Below are 21,582 nucleotides of genomic sequence, written 5' to 3' on the forward strand. Positions count from 1 at the left end.
CGGGGGGCGAGTGGCGCACCGCTATCGTCCTTCCATCAGCACCACAGCCGACCCGACCCGTTCGGCGCCCCGAGGTGGCCCGGGCGCGCGGCGTCTCGTCAGCTCCGCCGGCGTCGGCGTGGTCGTGTCGGGGCTGCTGGTCAACGTCTACCTGGCGGTCGTCGCCCGCGGGCTGACGCCCGCGGAGTACGCCACCTTCGGCGCCTTCTGGGCGCTCGCCCTCGTGCTCGGCTTCGGCCCGTTCCTGCCGCTCGAGCAGGAGCTGGCCCGTCGGCTGGCGATGCGGGAATCCCGACGCCGGGTGCTGGTCGCCGGCCTCGGGACGGCCGCGATCCTCGGCGGTCTCGCCCTCGCCGTCCTGGGCGCGGCCTCGCCGCTGGTGTGGAGCTCGCTGGACGGACACGTGGGCGCGTTCGCGGCGCTGATCGCCCTGTGCGTGGTGTCGGCCGGCCAGTTCCTCCTGCGCGGGGTGCTGATCGGCACCGACCGGCTCGTGCGCCACGGGGCGGTCATGGTGCTGGACGCGCTCCTGCGACTGGGGTCCGCCGTGGCCCTGCTCCTGTTCGGCGCCGACCAGGCGGCCCTGTACTGCTGGGCGCTCGTCGCCGCGATCGCGCTGGCGCACCTGCCGCTGGTCCCGGCGGCGTGGGCCCGGGCCGAGCGCGAGTACCCCGACCCCGGCCACACGGAGCACTCCGTCCGCGCCCTCGGTGCCTCGGCGGTGCCGCTGCTGGTCGGGTCGGTGTGCGCGCAGCTGCTGCTCAACGGGCTCCCGGTGGTGGTGGTCGCCCTCGCCGACGGCGGGGCGCAGGCGGCCGCGGGCGTCTTCGTGGCGGCATTCACGATCGCGAAGGCGCCGCTGTCGATGGTGGTGCCCCTGCAGTCCGCGGTCGTCCCGACGCTCACCCGCCTGCTCGCGGCCGGCCGCCGTCGGGAGGTCTTCCGCCTGTTCGCGCGCGGGACGGCGGGGCTGGCCGCGCTGGCCGTCGTCGGGGTGCCGCTCGCGTGGTGGATCGGCCCGCCGATCGTCACCCTGATCTTCGGCTCGGAGTACCGCATCGCCGGCTTCGAGCTCGCCGTGATCGTGGCGGGCGTGCTTGCCCACGTGGCCCTCGTCGTGGTGACGCAGGTCCACGTCGCCCGCAACCGGCACACCGACGTCGCCCTGAGCTGGCTGACCGGGCTCGTCGCGGCCGGCCTGACGTTCTGGCTGGTCCCGGGCGTCGTCGTCGCCGGGGAGATCGCCTTCGGGGTGGGGTCGCTCGTGGGGGCGCTGGCGAGCACGGCACTGTTGGCCCGCGACCGCGAGAGGACGACCACGTGAGCTTCGAGCCGCGACAGGGGGAGGCGGAGCACTACGACGCCGCCTACTACGACGCGAACGGGCAGGCCGGCGACCGGCCGGCGCTGGGGTACTACACCCGGCTCGTCGGGCGGTACTGCGACGGCGGGCCCTACCTCGACTTCGGCTGCGGCACCGGGCACCTGGTCCGCCGGCTGTCGGCCCTCGGCCCGGCGGCGGGCTTCGAGCTCTCCGAGTGGTCCGCGGCGGCGGCGCGGCGCAACGCCCCCGGCGCCACCATCACCACGGCGGCCGAGGACCTTCCCGACGACGGGTTCGGGGCCCTGACCGCGATCCACGTCCTGGAGCACCTCACCGACGAGGTGGTCGACGACGTGCTCGCCACGTGGCGGCGCATCCTGCGCCCGGGCGGGCAGGCGCTGGTCGTCATGCCCGACCCGGCGGGCCGGGGCCGCGCGCTGGCCGGCGCGGACTGGATGGGCTACGCCGACCCCACCCACATCAACCTCAAGCCGCACGCCGAGTGGCGCTCCGTCCTCACCGACCACGGGTTCACCGTCGAGCGCGAGGGCACCGACGGCCTGTGGAACGTGCCGTACTCGCGGCTCCCGAAGCTCCTGGACGCCGCGCGCTACGCGGTCCCGGCGTTCGCGCAGTTCCTGTCGGGCCGGATGGTCCTGCGGCCGGGCAACGGCGAGTCGTCGGTGTTCGTGCTGCGATGCTCCTGAACGACGCGGTCGCCGGCGACGCGCCGACCCTCGCGCTGGACGGTCGAGCGGCTCGTCGCGCCGCTCGTCTGCGGACCGCGGTCGACGTGCTGCTCCCACTGGCCCTGTTCGCGGGCGCTCTCGCGTGGAACCTGTGGTTCGCGGCCGGAGCCTCGGCCCAGGGGGTGATCACGGGCGAGGAAGCGTCGATCGACCACCGTGACCCGCTCGCGCTGAGCCTGGGGTGGCAACCCTCGATCTGGTCGACCAACGCCGGGTCCCAGCTGTACTACCTGGTCGCCTCGCACCTCACGCCCGAGTACGGCCTGTTCTGGGCCCGCCCCGTCAAGGCCGCCACCATGGCCGTCCTCCCCGCCCTGCTGTACCTCGTCGCGCGCCGACGGCTGCGGTGCTCGCCGGTCACGGCGACGGTCGGCGCGGCCGTGGCTGCGCTGCTGCCCGGAGTCACCACGATCGCCTGGGTCGGCACTGAGAACGGCTTCGAGGCGATCTGGGGCGTGCTGGCGCTGTACCTCGCGACGTCCCGCCGCGCGTGGTGGCCGCTCGCACTCCTCCCGGCGGCCTACGCGGTGTCGAACTACACGGCGGGCCTCGCCTGGGCGGCGGTGGTCGCGCTGGTCTGTCTCGTCCGTGTCCGCTCGTTCCGCGACGCGGTGTTCGTCCTGCTCGGTGGCGCGGTCGGGACCGGGCTGGTCCTGGCGCCCCTGCTGTGGTGGCGCAACGGAGGCATCGTCGTCACGGGCGGGGGGCGTTCCGGAGCGGACCTCGACGAGTGGCGGATCCGGCTCGTCGAGACGCTCCATCTGCTCGTCGACGACGGCAGCGGCTACTACTGGTTCTCCGACCAGCCGATGTTGACCTCCCGCGTCGTGGCGGGTGTTCTCGCTGCCTGCGCGCTCGTGGCCGTCCTCCGTCGGTTCCGCCTGGTCTGGCCCTGGTTCACCGTCGCCCTCGCCTCTGCGGGCCTCTACGCGGTCTCCAGCGGAGTGCCGGGTTCGCGACGGATCGCCGCCGTCGCTGTCGTCGCCGGCTTGCTGGTGGCGCCCGCACTCGACGAACTGGTGAGGGTGGTGCGCCGCCCTCGGTGGGTGGCCGTTCCGGTCGCGACCCTGCTCGTCGTCCTCGTGACCGCCGTGGCCGTCGTGCCCTCGGTGCAGGGAGGCCTCAGCACGCGCGCCGAACTCGCGAGCGGGACGCGTCCCCTGCCGATCGACTGGCCCTTCCCGGTCGACCTCGGCGGCACCCAGTCCTCGACCCTCGTCCGGCTCGACGCCGACCTCCGGGCCGGAACCGTGACTCCGGCGGACGTGGGCGACGGCTGGGGAGGCACGCGCACCCTGGCCATGCTGATCGTGCTCGCCGAGCGCAACGGCCGCACCCCTCCGCTGTCCACCGACGATCTCCTCGGCTACTACCGCACGACGGAGGACTGCCGCCTGCTCGACGGCCGACCATCGTGCGGGTAGGGCCTCACGGCGTGATGCCCGACACCACCCGGCTCGTGCGATCGAGCGTGTATCGCTCGCTCGGGTAGGGATTGTCGAAGAGCATGAGGTAGACGTTGTCGTCGGTGTCCGGGAAGTCGCGGAAGCGGGTCGGGAGCTCCGTCACGTCCGCCTCTCGATAGGCGTTGCCGACGATTCCGCCGCTGTTGGTGCGGGCCTGGAAATCGGAGAGGGCCTCGCGGCGCTCCTCGCCGTAACCCAGGAATCCGTCCATCGTCTCGGTGACGCCGTTCTGCTGGACCGGCTGGCGGATGCAGGGGAAGACGAACGAGTTCTCCCAGTTCACGCTGTACGTGCCGGAGCGGTCGAGCGCGGTCGTCATCGGGGCCCAACGCTGTGCGAGGGGAGCGGTGAAAGCCAGCCATCCACCCACGTCAGAGGTCGTGTCGGTCGCGACGATGCGTATGAGGTTGGTGTCGGCCGGCGGGTTGCCGGACTCGGTCATGTTGACGGCCCGCCACGCGGTGTCGTCGCTCTTCTCGTCGACATCGACACCGCCGAGCTCCCGGATCGGGCCGGCCGGGCCGTCCTGCCGTGCGAACTCCAGCCGCAGCGAATTGCCCTCCCCGACCCGACCCGAGACGACTGTGGTGAACGCCAGGTCGCTCGGTGACCCGCCGGGCAGGCGGAACCAGTTGGTGGTGAACGTTCCCGTCCGGGCGTCGGGCGAGCGTCCCTCGGACGGTTCGAGGAAGCTTCCCCACACCGGGAGGCCGCGTGGCAGGTCGACGGGAGGCTGACTGGTGGGCAGGTAGGCGTCGCGGAGGAACGCCTGGTCCGGCGCCTCGTCCTCCACCGGGGCCACCGGATCGCGCGGCGGCAGTGGAATCCGCTGTGGAGTGAGCACATCGATGGCTTGTTCCGCCCCGCAGCGGGTGGCCGAAGGGTCTTGCCACGAGTCGGCTGCCGGTGAGTAGGTCGACGCCGTCCGATCGGCGGCGAGCGCGAAATCAGCGACGAAGCGCGTGGTGGTCGCGAACATCGAGGCCACGCAGAGCAGGGGGATCGCGACGAGCAACGACCATGGCCGCCAACCACGCCACCGCCAGGACGTCACGAGCGCGACCACGACGGCGAGGACGACGAGGATCGCCGCCCAGTACTGCGGCTCGTCGAAGTAGAAGCCCTTTACGGACGGATAGTCGAGCCAGGACGGGAGACCCAACCCCCACATGAAGGCCCAACGGTTCCGGCCGTGGCCCGCCAACGCGATCACTCCCACGGCGGCGACCGCAGCCGCGATGATGGCGGGCATCGGGACGGCGCCACCCCGCGATCGGACCGCGTCCCGCACCAGCCGTGGTCCCGCGACCAGCATCAGGGCCAGGAACGGTGCCCCGACGCCCGCGATCGCACCGAAGTGATGCGAAGGCTTGCTGGGCGTCGGCAGTAACAGGGCGAAGGCGAGGATCACGGTCCAGCCGACGAGCATCAGCCGGGTGGGCACCGGTAGGTCCCGAACTCGGGCGACCACGGCGGTGACCAGGAACCACACGACGCCGAGGAGGCAGAGCAGCACGGCGGTGCGTTTGGCGTAGGCGCCGAATCGGCTCGTCTCGTCGAGCAGGTAGGCGTACCGCCCGAACTCGAGATACCAGGTCTGCGCGCGTTGGATGGGGGCGAAGATCGCCTGCGACCGGACGAAATCCCCGTACGTGCCGTCGGCGAACCCGGCCACGGCGCCGAGGGCTCCGGGCGCGATGACGACGAGCCAGCGAGGTGGGATCTCCCACCAGTGCGCCGAGCGACGTCGGATGACCCGCCATGCCGTGGGAGCAGCGGCGAGGAGAGGGGCAAGGCAGATGAAGCCGGTCGGGGCCGTCATCAGTCCGATGCCGCCGACACCGACCGCGACAGCGAGGACGTCCAGCCGTTCCCGCTCCACCCCCTCGGCGACGAGCGCGAGCGCCACCGCGGCGAAGGCGGCCGTGAACGGCTCGGGCCGGGTGGTGATGCCGTAGGGCAACCACCACGCGAGGAAGGCAGCAGCGAGCGCGACCCGGGTGGCGAAAGCGGCCCAACGGTGCTCCTGCCACGGGTGGGTCAAGCCCGAGCAGCGGGCGACGAAGGCGCGGACGGCGACCCAGGTCAGCAGAGCGAGGAGCAACGACGGAACCCGCAGAGCAACGGGCGCCATACCAACCCGTTGCTCCCACCAGGAGAGGAGATAGTAGGGCCATGAGAACGGGGTGAAGCCCTGGTTGTAGAGCTGGAAGTAGTTCGGCACGTACCCCGAGAAGGGGACGTTCGCCGCCATCTGTGCGTAGTAGCCGTCATCGTCGGACAACGGCGTCAAGTACAACCAGGAGAACAGGACGAGGACGACGACGACGTCGACGACGCGAGGTCGCCACGTGCCGATCCGCTTCAGCACGATGCGATCCAGCCGCGCCCACCAGGGTGTGGGACGGAGCTGAGATTCCGCGGTGCGGCGACGACGGCGACGTCCGAGCACGATCGCGCCGGTCGCGGCGAGGCACCCGACGATCACCGCGATCACCGTCGCGGTGGTCAAGCCCTGCTTGAGGGAGGTCGGGGTGCTCGCGTAGCGGTCGTCAGCCGTGATGCTCACCGAGAGGTCCTCGGGCGATGCTCCGGGCAACTCGCCGAGGGAGGTCGTCAGAGCGTCCACGTCGGGCAGCGCGCTGATGGGCTTCGAGGCTGGTTCGGAGTCCGGGGGCACGTCCCGGACCTCGTCCGGGTCGGGCGTACCCAGCCGTGGCGCGAGCTGGCCGAGCTCGCGTCCGTCGAGGAGGACGCGAACTCCTGCGGCATCGCCCGACACGCGGTAGGAGCACTCCCCGGGAGGGAGCGGTTGAGCGACGACATCGCGAGCACCGGTCCGGATCGTGACGACGTCGCCACGCACCCGCACCGACATGGCCTTGTCGTCGAAGTCGCCCGACGTCGGCGACATCGTCGCCATGACCAACCCGTCCGGAGTCGCCCCTGCCGCTCGCGCCGCGCGGCAGCTGAAGCGGACGTCGAGCGACTCCGGTTGGTACGCCGTGAGCATGAGCATGGTCGACTCGGGACGTTGGACGTCGAGCGGCCACGAGATCTGCGGAACGTTCTGCACCACCGGCGCGAACGGCAGCAACACGCCGCACACCACGGCGACCAGCGCCGACGTCACGGCAACCACCCGGGCCACGAGCAGGCCGTCGAGGCCCCAGTCGTCCGGCCCCCAGCGGTCCGGCCGCTCGTCGTCGGGGGTGAACGCATCGGTGCGCTGCTCGAGCTCCACCGTCTCCCGTGGCGCCGCTCGGGAGACCAGCCGTACCGGCGCGAGGCGGCGCAGGAGGGCGAGCCGTGTGCCTGCCGTGGTGCTATCCGCTCCAGTCCCGTTCGAGTCCGAGCCGTCCTCGTCGGAACGGGTCGTGTCGACACCCCGATCGGTGTCCTCGGCCAAGGCCACGCTCCCGTCCTGCTCGTCGAGCTCCCGGCAGACGCTAACAACCGCGTCAGGCACCTCCGGGTGAGGCGGTCCTCGATCGCGCCGCCGTCCGCGCCACCGGACGGGCGGAGCGCCGAACACCCCCTGGACACGGGCACGCAGCATCGGTCGGGCAGGCTTCGTCCATGACGCTGGCCAGGGGGGCCGCGGCGCCGTCGGCGCCCGCACATGAGAACTCGGAGCGCGGATCGTGGCGCTTGCCGAAGAGCTGCTGGTTCGCCGTGTACGGGGCGTTCCTCGGCGTGGCCTTGTTCGTCCTCGCGTGGCGGACGATGCCCGACGATGCGCTGATCACCTTGTCGTTCGCTCGAAACCTCGCCCAGCACGGCTGCTGGTGTCTCGCCTCGGGGGTCGAGTCGAACACGGCTACGAGTCCGTTGAACGTCTGGCTGCTCGCGGCGGTGGTCTTGACCACCGGCAAGGCATTCTGGGCTGCCGCCGTCGTGCTGTCGCTGTCGCTCGCGCTGCTCGCCCTGTGGTGCCACCGTCTGGGAGGGGCGGCGGCCGCGGTGCTCGGGCCTCTGGCGATCGCGACCGCGCCGGTCTTCGCCTCGGCGGTCGGGATGGAGACCGTGCTGGTTGCCGCGGTCCTGGTAGGTCTCGCGGTCTACGCGCTCGAGGGTCGGCCGGTCGCAACGGGCGTCATGGTGGGAGCCGCCTGGCTCGCGCGTCCTGACATCCTGGTACCGGCCGTCGTCCTCGTTGTCGGAGCGACGGTCGTGCTGCGGACGCCGCGGCTGCTCGCCTCCCTACCGCTGGGAGCGCTCCTGGTCTCCCCATGGGTGCTCTTCTCGTGGTGGCACTTCGGGTCAGCCTGGCCCAACAGCGTCGCGGTGAAGTGGGCCAATGGGACGTGGGGCGGTCGCTCCATCACCGACGTCAGCTTCTTCTGGGAGCAGTGGCCGCTGGTCACCGCCGTGACCGTCGCGACGATGGCCTGCGGAGCGGTCGCCACCGTGCTGGCGGGCGCCCTGCGCGCATGGCCATCACTGCTGACCGGGCTCGCCGGCATCGCCCACCTCGCGGCCCTCGCTACTCAGGAAACCCCGCCCATCTTCTACTACGCGGGCCCGTCGCTGGCCGGGCTGACACTGGCGACGGTGCTGCTGTGCTCCCGGGCGCGGACCGCCGTCGTGGTGGCCTCGCTCCTGGTGGCGGCGTCAGTGGTGGTGCTGATCGCGAACGGCTCCTGGTGGCTGCGTGGGATCGGGCCGATCCGTGAGAACTGGGCGACCAACGAGCAGTACGCGGCGATCGCCCGTGATCTGCCGACGGATGCCGTCGTGCTCGGCGGTGAGATCGGTGGGCTGGCCTTCTACTGCGCGGACCGCTGCCGCGTGGTCGATCCCGTGCTCTCCGACCCGGGCCGCACCGACGTGCTGATCGCCAAGTTCCGCCGTGAGCACCCGAGGCTCTCGGCGCTCAACTACGTGCACTACGACCCACCGCCGATCATCCCAGTGGTTTACCGGGTGCGCGCCGGGGTGGCCGCGCCGGGCCCCGGCCCGTCCTGGCCGATCACCCGCAACCCGGGCTGGTACCAGTGGGCCATACTGGAGAGAGTGGAGAACCCTCTACAGGTGGCGAACTAGCCGAGTGTGCGCGGCACTATCCCGTGGTGCTGAGCACGACGGTGTCGGCGCCGCGGTGCGGTGAGTCGATCGGCCACGTCCGCACGACCCGTCCCCCAGGTGGGCCGGACGACCCGAAGCTCAGTCTCCAGACGGTGGGGATTCTGGGCGCGGTCTCGCGATGTGCCGTGCTCCACCGCATGAGCTCCGCGCGGAGGCCGCCCTCCGCGGCCCGGCTCGCCATCACCTCGTCGGTCTGGGCGGGCTCACTGAGGAAGTCGAGCACGGGGACCGCGCTGTGGAAGGCCAGAGCGCCGAGCTCACCCGGGCCCTCCACCGGTCGGCCGCCGGTGAGCGGTCCGAGTTCGCGGGCGATGGCCGCGTACTGCTCGGTGCTGGCGAAGTTCGCGACGAGCGGGGCCGAGGTCCACGGCAGTGCACCAGAGGTGAGGACGCCCGCGACCGCGAGCGCGACGACGCCGAGGGTCGCGCCCGCGCTGGTCCGGGCGCCGACCGCGCCGGCCGCGATGCCCAGGGCGGCTGCCGAGCAGACGACGACCGGGCCGTAGTACCACCCGGCGCCCTGTGCGTGGATCGCCTCGAGGGCGAGCAGGTGCGCCCAGCCCGCGGCGACCAGGATCAGGACGGCCCGAGCCCAGGCCTCGTCGCGGTGCCGGATCGCCCATGCCGCGCAGCCGATCGCGAGGAGAACCGGGAGCACGCTGCCGAGCGTCGCCGCCGGATAGAGGCGGAGCCACACCTCGACCGCGGGAAGGATGGTCGGGCCGCTGCGGTCACCGGTCCGGACCCACGTGGTGTCCGGGACCGCGTCGCCGAGCGCGTACCAGGAGAAGACGTGCCAGGGCAGTGCGACCAGCGCGGCGACCCCGACGACGACGGCCAGGTCGCGCAGGAACCGACGCGGCCGGCCCGACACGATGACGATTCCGAGGGCCAGCACCGCGGCCGGCACGGCCAGGTCCGGTCGGGTCAGGACGGCGGCGCCGCACAGCAGTCCGGTGAGTACGACCCGACCGGAGGTCGCGGCGACCGCGATGCCGAGCAGGACGACCGCGCCCAGGCAGGCCTCGAGCCCCACCGTCGCGACCAGGACCGGCGAGGTCGCGACGACGGCGACCGCGAGCCAGCCCCCCGACGGGCGGACGCCGAGCCTGCTCGCCAGCATCGTGGCGAGCGCGCCGCAGGTCGCCGTGCACGCGCAGTAGAGCGCGCCCGCGACCGCCACCGGGTGTCCGACGAGCAGGACCCCCGCCGCGAGCAGGACGGCGTTCAGCGGGCTGGTCTGGGTGTTCGCGGGGATGCCGGGGAACGCGCCCCAGGTGCCGGACTCGGCGAGGGTCCTCGCGTAGCTCACCGTGATGAGAGCGTCGTCGCCGAGCGCACGGTGCATCAGCAGGACCGCCACGACACCCAACGCCGCTCCGAGCCCCGCCCCGCCGAGGGCGGCGCCGTGACCGCGGGCCTGCGGATCACCGTGGGAACGGGAGCGCGCGGCGGGCGAGAGCAGCGTCATGGAGTCAGGGTGCCGTGTGCCGGAGCCGGGCCGTCCGGCGGGGCCGCCCGGGCGTGTCGCGCGGCCGTCCGCGTGCGGCCGCGGCGCGCCGTCGCAGCCCGTCACCGGCGAGGTCTCCGGGGACCGCTACCGTGGCACTGCATCGAGAAAACGGGCTGAATCGGACCGGCGTCGTCGTCGACGCACCGCCGGGAGTCGTCCGTCGAGACGAGCAGGGAGGGGCGCGACCATCGCTCGCACGGAGACGCCTGCCGAGAACGACCTGGTCATCGTCCTGACCTACTACTCGCCGTACGTGTCGGGGCTGACCAACGTGGCGCGGGACGTGGCCGAGGGCCTCGCCGCCCGCGGGTGGCGGGTGTGCGTCGTCGCGAGCAAACACGATCCGTCGTTGTCGAACACCGAGGTGATCAACGGCGTCCGCGTCGTCCGCGCGCCGGTTCTCGCGAAGGTCGGCAAGGGCACGATCGGCGTCAACCTGACGCGGCTCGCCCTGCGCGAGATGCGCCGATCGCGGGTCGCGAACCTGCACCTCCCCCTCATCGAGGCCGGCCTGCTCAGCCGCTTCGCGCCGATCCCGGTCGTCTCGACCTACCACTGCGACGTCAGCCTGCCCCCGGGCGTGGTCAACGTCGCCCAGCGCGAGGCGGTCGACCACTCGAACCGCGGCGGCCTCCGGCGTTCGGCGGCGACCGTGGTGACGAGCGAGGACTACGCCCGTGAGAGTCGGCTCTGGCCGGACATCGCGCCGAACATGGTCGCCATCCCGCCGCCCTGCCTCCCGGTCGACGAGGCCGAGCCGACCTACCGCCGTGGCGACGGCTTCCACGTGGGCTTCCTCGGACGGATCGTGGAGGAGAAGGGCGTCGAGTACCTCGTCGACGCCTTCCTCGCCCTGGACGACCCGGACGCGCGCCTGCTCGTCGGGGGGGACCACAGCCGCATCGCCGGGGGGAGCGTCGTCGACCGCGTGCGCGCGCACATCGGGGACGATCCCCGCGTCGAGCTCCTCGGGTTCGTCCCCGACGACCGGATGGGCGAGTTCTACGCGTCGATCGACGCGTTCGCGCTGCCCTCGGTCAACGCCTTCGAGGCCTTCGGCATCGTCCAGGTGGTCGGCATGCTGGCCGGCGTCCCCGCCCTCGTCAGTGACCTGCCCGGGGTCCGGCTGCCGGTGGAGCGCACCGGGTTCGGGCGGATCGTGCCGCCCGCCGACGTCCCGGCTCTCCGCGCCGGGCTCGAGGCCCTCCGCGACACCCCTCCCGACCCCGACGCCGGCCGTGCCGCGGCCGCCGCGAACTTCAGCGTCGACGCCGTGCTCGACGCGTACGAGGCGGTCTTCACCAAGGCCGCAGGCTGACCCCCACCAAACCTCCTGGAGCCACGCCCGTGACCACCGACCGCGACATCGACGACGTCTCCCGCACCTGGACCAAGCTGGGCGGCGAGGACCCGATGTGGGCCGTGCTGACGGACAAGGGCAAGGACCGCAACCGGTGGAGCCCGGACGAGTTCCTCGCCACCGGCGTGTCAGAGGTCGAGGGCGTCCTGGCGCGCCTCGAGGCGCTCGGGCTCCGGCCCGGCCGGGAGCGCGCCCTCGACTTCGGGTGCGGGGCCGGGCGGCTCAGCCACGGTCTCGCTCGAGGAGGGTTCGGCGAGGTCCTCGGGTGCGACATCTCCCCGACCATGCTCGCCAAGGCCCGCGAGATCGTGCCGGACGACGCGTGCCGCTTCGTCCAGGTCGTCGGTACCGACCTCGCCGCGGTGGAGTCCGACTCGGTGGACCTCGTCTACTCCTGCCGCGTGCTGCAGCACATGCCGCCCGCCCTTGCGCACGGCTACATCCGCGAGTTCTGGCGGGTTGCGAAGCCGGGCGGCGTCGTCGTCTTCCAGATGCCCACCCGGCCGTCGGCCTCCCTTGCGGGGCGAGTGTTGTCGGCCCTCCCCGTGCCGATCGCCCGGATGCTCCGCCGCGGGATGGAGATGCACGGGACCCCGGAGCCCGAGGTGCACCGCCTGGTCGAGTCACTGGGTGCGCGCGTCGTCGCTGCCGACCCCGACACCAGTGCCGGACCCCGGTGGGACAGCCGCCTCTACATCACCGCCGGCGCCTGAGCGCAGGTCAGGGTCGGACGACCCGCTCCGGTCCGACGGGCTGGGAGAAGGTCGTGTTCGGGGCGGGGGCCCAGCCCGGGACGACCTCACTCGTGCTCCGCAGGTCGTAGCGTCCGTGCGGCAGGTCGCCGCGCAGCGTGTAGACCTGGATGCCCGGCCGGTCGGGGAAGTGCGCGAGGCGCGCGCTCAACTGCGTGACGACCGACCCGCGATAGCTCGGCACGTACAGCCCGCCCCGTTCGGGCTGGAAGGCGCTGTCCCCGACCCCGTCGAGCGGTTCGTCGCCGCCGGTCACCGCCAGCGTCACGGGCTCGTTCACGCCCAGCGCCTGGACGGGGGTGCGGAGGCAGGGGAAGAGGAACGCGATCGACCAGCCGACCGCCGTCGCCGACCCCGGCCGGACGAGCCGGGCGAGGGGCACCCACCGCTGGACGACCGGAGCCGACACCGCGGTCCATCCCCCGACGCCGTCGGACCGATCGGCCGCGACGAGCCGCACCGCCTCCGCCCCGGCCGGCGGCGCCCACCGGCCGGACAGCGAGACGGAGCGCCACTCGCGGGCGTCGACCGGGGCGCCCTCGCGCCCCTGCCCGACGGCGTCGAACCCCTCGAGCGGGGAGAGGCCCGCCGACGCGTACTCCACCCGCACGTCGTTGTCCTCGCCCGCGCGCCCGGCGAGATAGAAGGAGAGACCCTCGGGGTCGGCAGGCAGCGAGTACCAGGGCGTCGTGATCGTGCCCGAGCCCGCGCCGTCGGGCGGGTCGGCGGCGTCGGGACCGGGGCGGTGGCTCCCCCAGACGGGGACGTCGGCGACCGGTGGCGGGCTCGACGGCGACCAGCCGGCGTTCGCGACGAAGGCGTCCCCCGACGCGGAGCCCTCGCCCGGCGCGGCGAGAGGGAGGGCGCGCGCACTCCCGGGATCGAGCGCCTGGACCTCCTGCTCCGCACCGCAGCGGCGGGCGAGCGGGTCCTCGAGGGCGTCGGCCCAGGGCGAGTAGGTGTCGTGGGTGCGCACGGCGGCCAGTGCGAAGCCACCGACCATGTAGCCGGTGGTCCCGAGGAAGGCGGTGCACACGACGACGGGCACGGCGATCCACGGGGCGAGCGGGACGCGGGCCGGGTCACGTCGTCGGAGGAGGACGGCCGCGACGGCGGTGACCGCGGCGGCCCCGAGGAGCCACCACACCGGCTGACCGAAGGCGACGACGGAGACCTGCGGTGGCGTCCCCGGGTGCGGGATGCCGAGCATCCACGAGTACGGCCAGAGGTTGTCCCCCCGGCCGGCGAGGGCCACGAGGACGGCGAGCAGCAGGAGGGCGGCGACGGCGAGCGGCCCGGTGGGCCGGCGGTCCGCCACGGCCTGCTGCGCGAGCCGGATGCCGTAGACGGTGACCGCGGCGAGCAGGACCGCGCCGATCCCGGCGAGGGCCCCGAAGTGGTGCGTCCACTTGCTCGGGGTGAGCCAGAGCAGCAGCAGGCCGAGCGCGGTGGACACGGCGGTGGTGCGGACACGGTCGGGCCACGCCAGCGCGTGGCCGCGGGTGGCGGCGGCGCCGAGGAGGAAGCCGCCGAGAGCGAGCAGGGTGAGCAGCACCGGGAGCCGCTTCGCGTAGTTGCTCATCGCGCCGGGCGAGTCGAGCAGGTAGTCCCAGCGCACGATCTCCGTGGACCAGCTCTCCGGGTACTGGAGGCCGAGGAAGATCTGCTGGGCGCGGGTGAAGTCGCGCAGCGAGCCGTCCGCGAACGCCAGGAGGCCGACCACCGACCCCGCGGCCACCACCGCGACGAGCGCCGCCCAGCGTGTGGACGGGTACTGCTCGCGCAGCATGCGCCAGAACGCGGGTGCGGTGGCGAGAAGCGGTGCGAGCGCGACGAAGCCCGCGGTCCCGGCCGTGAAGGCGACCCCCGAGGCCAGGACGGCGAGTCCGGCCGGGAGCAGCCGCCCCCGCTCGATCGCCACCGACATCCCGAGCAGGGCCAGGACGGTACCGGCGGCGACCACCGCCTCGGGTCGGACGCCCATGTCGTAGGGCAGCCACCAGCCCAGGAAGCAGACGCCCACCGTGATCCGCAGCGCGCGGGCCGTCCACCCGCCGTCGGGAACGGCCCGCGCGAGGAAGGTGCGCACGGTGAACCAGGTGACGAGCCCGAACAGCAGAGCCGGGATCCGGAGCACCACCGGCGCGGTCCCGAACACGCCCTGCCAGGCCGACAGGGCGTAGTAGATCCAGGTGAACGGCGTGAAGCCCTGGTTGTAGAGCTGGAAGTAGTTGGCGACGTAGCCCGCGTGCGGCACGTTCGAGGCCATCGCCGAGTAGTAGCCGTCGTCGTCGGTCATCGGCGCGAGGAACAGCCACACGAGCATCACGGCCGGGACGACGACGTCGACGAGGGCAGGCCGCCGCCACCGGCGGGGAGCGCGCGGCGCAGCGGCACGGTCGGCGACGGCGAGGGCCACCAGCGACGTGGCGAGGGCCAGCCCGAGCAGCGCCGTGGCGACGACCTTGACCGCGGTCGGGGAGGTCGCTCCCTGGTCGTCGAGAGCGAGGCGGACCTCCACTCCTGCCGGAGCGGGGGCAGCGCTGACGAGAGCGTCGACGTCCGGGAGTGCCTCCCCGGGCAGGGTTCCGACCACGGTGCCGTCGATCCGAAGTTCAAGGACACTCAGGTCCCCGTGGACGGTCACGGTGCAGTCCCCGGCGGGGAGCGGCCCCTCGTACAACGGCGTCCCGCGGGAGGTGACGCCGAGGGTCCCGTCGGTGGCGCGGGCGATCAGCGCGGCCCGCTCGGCGTCCGGGAAGCCTGTCGGAGCGGTGGCCAGGACGGGCCCCGTCGTCGCGGCCCGGGCGTCCCGACACCCGAACGCGGCGTCGAGGACGAGAGGACGCTGGGTGGTCAGTCCGAGTGCGGTCGACTCCGGAACACCAGGCACCGGCGGCCACGAGACGACGGGCCGCTCGACCGCGACGGGGAGCAGGGGCAGGAGGACCGCGCAGATCATCGCGACGATCCCCGCCGCGCCCGCGACGAGGAGGGGGCCGGACGGTCGACGACGGCCCGGCAGCGCCGTCCCGTCCTTCACCTGCGCCGAGGCCTCGTCCTCCGACGTGGTGGTCACGCCGGTCAGTCCCGGCCGGTCCCGAAGAGACGACGCCAGTTGTCGGCGCCGGTCAGGGCCGGAGCGGCGACGCGCCAGCGCTGCGCGACCTCGTCGCCCTCCCGCACGAGCCGCACGAGCACCTTTGCGCCGTCCCGGCCCAGGCGCCTGAGCAGCTCGGGGTTCCGTTCACGCACCCGGACACCGGCCTGACCCGCGTCGGTGACCGCGACCCGATCGAACAGCGCGACGTGCCACCAGTGCGCCTCGCCGGCACCGACGAGGCCCTCGTGGAACGGCACCCGACCCGTCACCTGCTGCATGATCCGCTTCGCCCAGACGGCCTTCATCCGGGTGGGCTTGCCGCCGGCCCGCACCACCGGCATCTGCGCGGCGCCGAGATCGGGTGCGTCGGAGACCGGGTGCATCACGGTCTCCGGGTAGTTCGAGCGCTCCTCCCGGATCCGCGCCGTCGCGCTCACGCCTCCGTCGGCGAGGACGTCCGGCCCGGCGAGGAAGTCCTCGACCGCGCGGATGAGGGTCGCGGCCAGGCCGTAGTTCATCGAGAGCAGGTAGCGGGCCAGGAGCTCGCCCAGCGTGGCGGCGACGTGGCGCACCGGGAACCCGCTGTGCAACGCCGAGGTGATCATGGCGTTGCGCAGGTTGAAGTACCGGTGCCAGTCGTCCCAGTCCTTCCACGGGAAGTCGGCGTGCCACAGGCCCGCACCCGGGAGGGTGACCGTCGGGAAGCCGAAGGCGCGGCCGCGGTAGCTGTACTCGACGTCGTCCCACTGGAAGAACAGCGGCAGCGGGTAGCCCATGGTCCGCGTGACCTCGACCGGGATCAGGCACGACCACCAGCCGGTGTAGCCCGCGTCGACCCGCCGGTCCTGGACGTTCTTCGTGCCGTCCGGGAAGTAGGCGGTCACGTCGGACTCGCCCACCGCGCCGTCGGCGACGTGACCGTTGGTCAGGTCCTCGAGCACGGCGTACTCGGCGCCGGCGAGCACCTGCGTCGGGTGGAGCAGGTTGAGCATCTGCGCGCCGACGATCGTCGGGTGGCTCGTGTACTGCGCGAACGACGCGAGCCGGACGACGACCTCGGGCTCGCACCGCACGTCGTCGTCCATGAACAGGGCGTCGGTCGGGGTGTCACCGGCCGCAGTGACCACCTCGTGCAGCCCGCGGGTGAAACCGCCCGAGCCGCCGAGGTTGGGCTGGCGCAGGTACCGGAGCTGGCCTCCGAGCGCCTCGCGGACCTCGTCGAACGCAGGGCGGGTCTCGACGGGGTCGGTGCCCTGGTCGACGACGACGATCTCGTCGACCAGGCGGACCGCCTCGCGGTCGTCGGCCAGCGCCGCGAGCGTCGCCGCGCAGTCGTCGGCGCGGTTGTGGGTGCAGATGACGATGCTGGTGTGCCGCTGCGTCGCGGGCGCCTCGACCGTCCAGCGGGCGTCGTGCAGCAGGAGCTCGGCGTCGTCGGTGACGATCTCGACCCAGAGCCCGCCGCCGTCGAGGAAGCGGTCCAGGCGCGCCTCGAGCCGGACGTTCTCGGTCTGCGCGTCGTGCACGGCCACGGTGCGCGGGACGCCGTTGGTGTCGGACGCCCGCAGCATCACCCGCCCGGAACCACTGATCCTGCCCTCGAAGCGGACCGAGGTCGCCGTCGTCCAGCGCTGCCAGTAGGAGGCGGGGAAGCGACCGAAGTAGGTGTTGGTGGACACGCGGCCGAACGCGCCGACCTTGACGTGGCGGCGACGGCGCTCCGCGTGCCCGGCGAGGACCTCGACGTACATCTCGTCGGGGATGTCCGCGGTCGGGCCGGTGAACAGACCGCGTTGGACGACGGACCGCCCGGGCGGCGTCGCCGGCCCCGAGGGCCGCCTGGTCTCGGTCTGCACGTCCGTCACACGCCCACCCTCTTCCCGACTGTGCTCCCGAGCAGGGTAGGAGACGACCCGGTCAGGCCCGCCCGCCGGTCGCGGAGGCCTCGCGCGCCGCGGGGGTGTCGACGTGGCGCAACCCCGTGACGACCACGACGACCTGCTCGCTGTCGTGGGTGAACGCCTCGTAGACGAACTCGACGTCGGCCGCGGCGACGAACTCCCGCCAGGCGCGGTGCTCGCCGTCCTGCCAGCCGGGGTGGTTGAGGTACTCGTCGAAGACGATCACCGAGCCCGGGTGCAAGCGCGGCCCCACCAGTCCGAGCGCGGTCGCGGTGGAGGAGTAGAGGTCGGCGTCGAGGTGGAGCAGGTCGACCGGGCCGGGATGGGCGTCGAGGAAGGCCGGCAGGGTCTCGGAGAACCAGCCGACGACGAGCTCGGCGCCCTCGACCTCGGGAATCGAGTCGACCGCGAACGTCCCGGCCCGGAACCCGGCCCGCCAGTCCTCCGGCAGGCCCTCGAAGGAGTCGAAGCCGTAGACCTCGGAGCCGCCCCGGGCCCGTGCGATCTGCCGCAGCGTCGTCCCGCTGTAGACGCCGAACTCCAGCGCCATCCCGCCCGTCGGCGCGAGGGACAGGGCGTGGGCGAGGGTCTCCGGCGGGGTCGGGAAGGTCCCCGCGGACGACATCGACTCGCGGACGAACGCCGCGCTCGACTCGACGGCCTCCCGCTCGCCCGCGGCGAGCAGGTCGCGGCGGTCGCGGACCTCGCGGGCGTGCATCGCCTCGCGGAGGTCCTGCACCTGCGCCGAGAGCTCCTCGAAGCGCCGGTTCTGCTCCCGTCGCAGGTCCGCGATCTCCGGGGTCACGGCGTCGCGGAGCGCCTCGATCAGGCGAACGCGGAGGGCGTGCCGGACGCGTCGGTGCAGGGCGGCCATCCACTCATGTAACCGTGGCCGGTTCGGGACTGTCGACGAGGGTGCGCCGTGCGGATGATCGGGCGGGACGACAGGCCCGCGTGCTCTTGAGACATCCGCCGCACCCTGGTCTCATGCGCGCATGCTGGAGGCCCACCGGGTGTCGTCGCTGCGTTCTCGCTGGGAGGTCCGCGAGGACGACGCGCCCCTGCTCGTGCTCGAGGCCAAGGGCTGGCGCTCCGCGGTGCGGTACACGCTCGACGGGATCGCCTACGAGGTCCAGTCCTCCTGGACCGGCACCCAGTACACGCTGACCACGGACGACGGCGCCGAGGTCGCCCGCGCGGAGCGGATCGGGCGCAAGCGGTGGTCGATCGTGACCCCCGAGGGCACCTTCTTCTTCCGTCGACGGTCGATCTGGAAGGCCGACCAGGAGTGGATCGCCGACCCGGACTCGGAGGAGCCGGTCGGCTCCATCCGCCGAACCGGCACCTGGCGCGGCGACGCCGAGGCGGACCTGCCCGGGATGCCGACGCCGCTCGCGGTCTTCACCCTCGCGGTCGTGCTGCTCATGTGGGAGCAGGCTGCCGCCGCCGGCGCGACCGCCGCGGCGACCTGACCGCCGGCGGCACCACGGCCGCCATCGCGGTCCACCCCACCGCGAGCACCACCATCGTCAGGACCCCGACGGGGTAGTAGATGTGGCTCGTCAGGAACGAGTACGCGCCCCCGACGACGAGGACGGTCCCGACGACGGGGAGGGCCCGGCGGGCCCCGGGCGTCACCAGGATCGCGGCGACGCCGCCGATCACCGTGGCGGCCAGGTAGGCGTAGACGCCGGGGACGACCAGCTGGTCCGCGATCCCGAACAGGGCCGCCACCCACGGACCCGGCCCGAGCGCCATCGTCTCGTGGCCACCACCGATCCCGGCGAGCACGTCGAGCGCGGTGTAGAAGCACGCGTAGACCAGGCCGAGGACGATCACGACCCCCTCGAGCAGCCACCCACGTCCCCACACGACCACCCACGGGCCGAGCGCGAGCAGCGGGAAGAGCACCAGGCCGATCACGTGGAGGTCACGCCACCACGGCGCGGACTCCGGGGTCAGCACGGTGGGGTGCGAGAGCCCCAACGCCGCGAGCAGCAACGGAGGGATCGCGGCGGCAGCCAGGGCGACCGGGCGGGGCATCGTCGGGACCTTCCCCTGCTCGTGACCTCGCCGTGATCACCCGGTCGTGTAGCCCGTTCGGACTAATACCGGAGGCCCTCGGAGCGAAGCCCGCAGTGATGGTCACGCACAGAGGGGCGGGATGACGGACAGTGACAGCTGGACGGACGGAGGGGCCCGGGACCGGGCGCCACACCGTCGCACACGAGTCGTGGTGTCCGTGGTGGGTGCTCTCGTCCTGCTCGCCGGGATTCTCGGCGCCGGGTTGACGGCGGGGTCGGCGCAGGCCGCGGTGGTGACCGGGCGGATCGCCAACACCGCGGGCGGCTGCCTGGAGAACTCGAACAACACGGTGTCCACGAACAACCCGCAGTGGCTCAACGTCTGCGGCACGAACGCCGGCCAGCAGTTCTCGCGGTGGGCCGACGGCAGCCTGCGCGTGCAGAACGGCTGCCTCGACACCGCCGGCGGCGCGACGGCGGCCGGCACGCGCGTGGTGCTCGCCGCGTGCTCCACCTCGACGTCGCAGCGCTGGACCTTCTACGCCGCGGGCTACGTGCAGCACCAGAAGTCCGGGCTGTGCCTCGCGCCGCTCGCCAACCGCATCGCGGCGAAGGTCGTCGTCACGATCGCCGCCTGCGCGAACGTCGCGGCGCACAAGTGGGTCGTCCCCGCCCTCTCGACCCCGACGACCACGACGCCCCCGCCGACGACCACCACGACCCCGCGCCCCACCACGACCGTCCCGCCCACGACGACCACGACGCCGCGCCCGACCACCACCGTCCCGCCGACCACCACGACCACGACCACGACGCTGCCGGGTCAGACTCGCCAGGTGTGGGACTCGAGCTTCACCTCGTCGGGATTCGGGCGGTTCGACGACACCCCGTGGAACAACGTCGGGGCGAGCGCGCCGGTGATCGTCAACTCGCCGGTGACCTCCGGGGCGAAGGCGGCCCGCTTCACGATGCCCGGCGGCGGCACGCGCACCGAGATCGTCCCGACGACGGCGTCCTTCACCGAGGGGCAGGACCGCTACTTCCGCTTCTCCTTCTACCTGCCGGCCGGGTTCCCGACGCAGGTGACGAGCTGGCAGCTGCTGACGCAGTGGAAGAACGACGGGACGGGGTCGCCGCCGCTGGAGATCACGGTCGGGAACGGCAACCTGAACCTCTCCGGGGGCTACGGACACCCGACCGGACCGAAGACGTTCAGCAAGGCGTTCGCGCCGGCCACCACCGGTCAGCGCGTCGACCTCGTCGTCCACGTGTTCTTCTCGCGGGACCCGGGCAAGGGGGTCGTCGACATCTGGCGCAACGGCACCCCGGTGCTGTCCGGGTACAAGCCCGCGGGCGGCACGCTCTACCCGACCTCGTCCGGCACCGGAACGGTGAGCTCCTACTGGAAGATGGGGCTCTACCGCGACTCGGCGATCACCCAGCCCGCGCAGTACACGATCGAGAGCGCGAAGATCGGCAACTCCTACGCCGAGGTGGCCTGACGGCCTCGTGTGCAGTGCAGTAATCCGTGTCCAGACACGGATTACTGCACACGAGGCGCAGCCACATCGCGGCCGATGAACGCGAGCATCCGGGTCTGCACGTCGGCCTCCGGACCGACCTCGACCTTCGGGCCGTACTGCCCCGACGCCCGCAGGATCTCGTCCATCGGCTCCAGGCCCGCCAGCAGCGCGGCGCACCGGTCCGGGTCGAGCCGCTCGTCCTGACCTGTGGCCCGCGCCAGGTCCCAGGTGTGCATGAAGACGTCGCCGGCGAAGAACTGCAGCACCGCCTGCGGCAGCGGGACGGTGCCGATGTGCGGGTTCACGAGCTGCCTGTCCGCGGTCGCCGGATCCTCCAGCAGGGCCTGGACGCCGTTGCTCAGGGTCCGCCACGCCGCGACGGGGTCCTCCTTGACGGGCGGTCCCGACGGCAGGTGCACCCCGGCCCCGCCCTCGAGGAACGGCGGGAACCACTCCACGAGGTGGGCGACGACGTCCCGGGCGGTCCACTCGGGCACCGGCGACTGCCGGTTCCACGTGTCCTCGTCGGGCACGCCCTCGACCACCTGCGTGAACCGGTCCGCGATCTCGCGGTACTCCTGTGCGGCGTCCATGACGGGCTCCCTCTCCTCGGTCGGCACTCGGACGTCGAAGCTGCGAGTCGCCCTTCGACACCCGGCGGCTCACGACTTTCCGTCACCGACTGCCACCCATTCAGGTGACACGAGACCGTAATACTGACCGAGATCCACGCGACACGACCACCAGAAGTCAGTTCTGGGGGGCGACATGGTGGGTCG

15 protein-coding genes are annotated in these 21,582 nt (G+C 72.8%); 8 read left to right on the forward strand and 7 right to left on the reverse strand.

The features are described 5' to 3' along the window. Window positions 1–124 precede the first annotated feature (124 nt). The 3 genes from WCD74_RS21620 to WCD74_RS21630 are packed head-to-tail and all read left to right on the forward strand — an operon-like array spanning window position 125 to window position 3,497. A complete protein-coding gene (locus tag WCD74_RS21620; RefSeq protein ID WP_337696948.1) occupies window positions 125–1,324 on the forward strand; it encodes a lipopolysaccharide biosynthesis protein in 1,200 nt (399 codons plus the stop codon). After that, window positions 1,321–2,031: a class I SAM-dependent methyltransferase gene (locus WCD74_RS21625; protein WP_337696949.1), complete on the forward strand. Its 711-nt coding sequence runs from the start codon at window positions 1,321–1,323 to the stop codon at window positions 2,029–2,031. Before WCD74_RS21620 ends, WCD74_RS21625 begins: the two co-directional genes overlap by 4 nt. Beyond that, entirely contained in the window at window positions 2,022–3,497 is a 1,476-nt protein-coding gene (locus WCD74_RS21630) for a hypothetical protein (RefSeq protein ID WP_337696950.1), read from the forward strand. The genes WCD74_RS21625 and WCD74_RS21630 overlap by 10 nt, the downstream gene beginning before the upstream one ends. A gap of 4 nt (window positions 3,498–3,501) precedes the next feature. Here the strand turns inward: WCD74_RS21630 and WCD74_RS21635 are convergent, their stop codons facing one another. Then, entirely contained in the window at window positions 3,502–6,954 is a 3,453-nt protein-coding gene (locus WCD74_RS21635) for an arabinosyltransferase domain-containing protein (protein ID WP_337696951.1), read from the reverse strand. A 164-nt stretch (window positions 6,955–7,118) separates the two neighbouring features. On the opposite strand from WCD74_RS21635, the gene WCD74_RS21640 reads away from it, so the two are divergent. Further along, a complete protein-coding gene (locus tag WCD74_RS21640) occupies window positions 7,119–8,585 on the forward strand; it encodes a hypothetical protein (RefSeq protein ID WP_337696952.1) in 1,467 nt (488 codons plus the stop codon). 16 nt (window positions 8,586–8,601) lie between these two features. On the opposite strand, the gene WCD74_RS21645 is transcribed toward WCD74_RS21640, so the two are convergent. After that, complete coding sequence (locus tag WCD74_RS21645) at window positions 8,602–10,098, reverse strand: glycosyltransferase family protein (protein WP_337696953.1); 1,497 nt, start codon at window positions 10,096–10,098, stop codon at window positions 8,602–8,604. Between the two features lie 295 nt (window positions 10,099–10,393). On the opposite strand from WCD74_RS21645, the gene WCD74_RS21650 reads away from it, so the two are divergent. Continuing rightward, window positions 10,394–11,458, forward strand: coding sequence for a glycosyltransferase family 4 protein (locus WCD74_RS21650; protein WP_337696954.1), 1,065 nt, complete (start codon window positions 10,394–10,396; stop codon window positions 11,456–11,458). Window positions 11,459–11,487: 29 nt separating this feature from the next. Further along, on the forward strand, window positions 11,488–12,213 hold the full coding sequence (locus WCD74_RS21655) for a class I SAM-dependent methyltransferase (protein ID WP_337696955.1): 726 nt from the start codon (window positions 11,488–11,490) through the stop codon (window positions 12,211–12,213). Window positions 12,214–12,220: 7 nt separating this feature from the next. Here the strand turns inward: WCD74_RS21655 and WCD74_RS21660 are convergent, their stop codons facing one another. Genes WCD74_RS21660 through WCD74_RS21670 form a run of 3 tightly spaced genes read right to left on the reverse strand, consistent with a single transcriptional unit; the run spans window position 12,221 to window position 18,130 of the window. Next, window positions 12,221–15,331, reverse strand: coding sequence for an arabinosyltransferase domain-containing protein (locus tag WCD74_RS21660; RefSeq protein WP_337696956.1), 3,111 nt, complete (start codon window positions 15,329–15,331; stop codon window positions 12,221–12,223). Between the two features lie 5 nt (window positions 15,332–15,336). Next, complete coding sequence (locus WCD74_RS21665) at window positions 15,337–17,220, reverse strand: glycosyltransferase (protein ID WP_337696958.1); 1,884 nt, start codon at window positions 17,218–17,220, stop codon at window positions 15,337–15,339. Window positions 17,221–17,272: 52 nt separating this feature from the next. Next, a complete protein-coding gene (locus tag WCD74_RS21670) occupies window positions 17,273–18,130 on the reverse strand; it encodes a class I SAM-dependent methyltransferase (protein ID WP_337696959.1) in 858 nt (285 codons plus the stop codon). A 121-nt stretch (window positions 18,131–18,251) separates the two neighbouring features. Here WCD74_RS21670 and WCD74_RS21675 point away from each other — a divergent pair, with 121 nt between their 5' ends. Further along, window positions 18,252–18,728, forward strand: coding sequence for a hypothetical protein (locus tag WCD74_RS21675; protein WP_337696961.1), 477 nt, complete (start codon window positions 18,252–18,254; stop codon window positions 18,726–18,728). Here the strand turns inward: WCD74_RS21675 and WCD74_RS21680 are convergent. Beyond that, the gene (locus WCD74_RS21680; RefSeq protein ID WP_337696962.1) at window positions 18,679–19,299 is read right to left on the reverse strand and encodes a hypothetical protein; all 621 of its coding nucleotides are present in this window, start codon (window positions 19,297–19,299) and stop codon (window positions 18,679–18,681) included. The two genes, WCD74_RS21675 and WCD74_RS21680, sit on opposite strands and share 50 nt — an antisense overlap. Before the next feature lie 202 nt (window positions 19,300–19,501). On the opposite strand from WCD74_RS21680, the gene WCD74_RS21685 reads away from it, so the two are divergent. After that, window positions 19,502–20,782 (forward strand): heparin lyase I family protein, encoded by a 1,281-nt coding sequence (locus WCD74_RS21685; protein WP_337696964.1) that lies wholly within the window; start codon window positions 19,502–19,504, stop codon window positions 20,780–20,782. A gap of 41 nt (window positions 20,783–20,823) precedes the next feature. Here WCD74_RS21685 and WCD74_RS21690 read toward each other — a convergent pair whose 3' ends face one another. Next, a complete protein-coding gene (locus WCD74_RS21690; protein ID WP_337696965.1) occupies window positions 20,824–21,396 on the reverse strand; it encodes a TIGR03086 family metal-binding protein in 573 nt (190 codons plus the stop codon). Window positions 21,397–21,582 lie beyond the last annotated feature (186 nt).

It is taken from the genome of Actinomycetospora aurantiaca (assembly GCF_037401875.1).
Taxonomy (GTDB): Bacteria; Actinomycetota; Actinomycetes; order Mycobacteriales; family Pseudonocardiaceae; genus Actinomycetospora; species Actinomycetospora aurantiaca.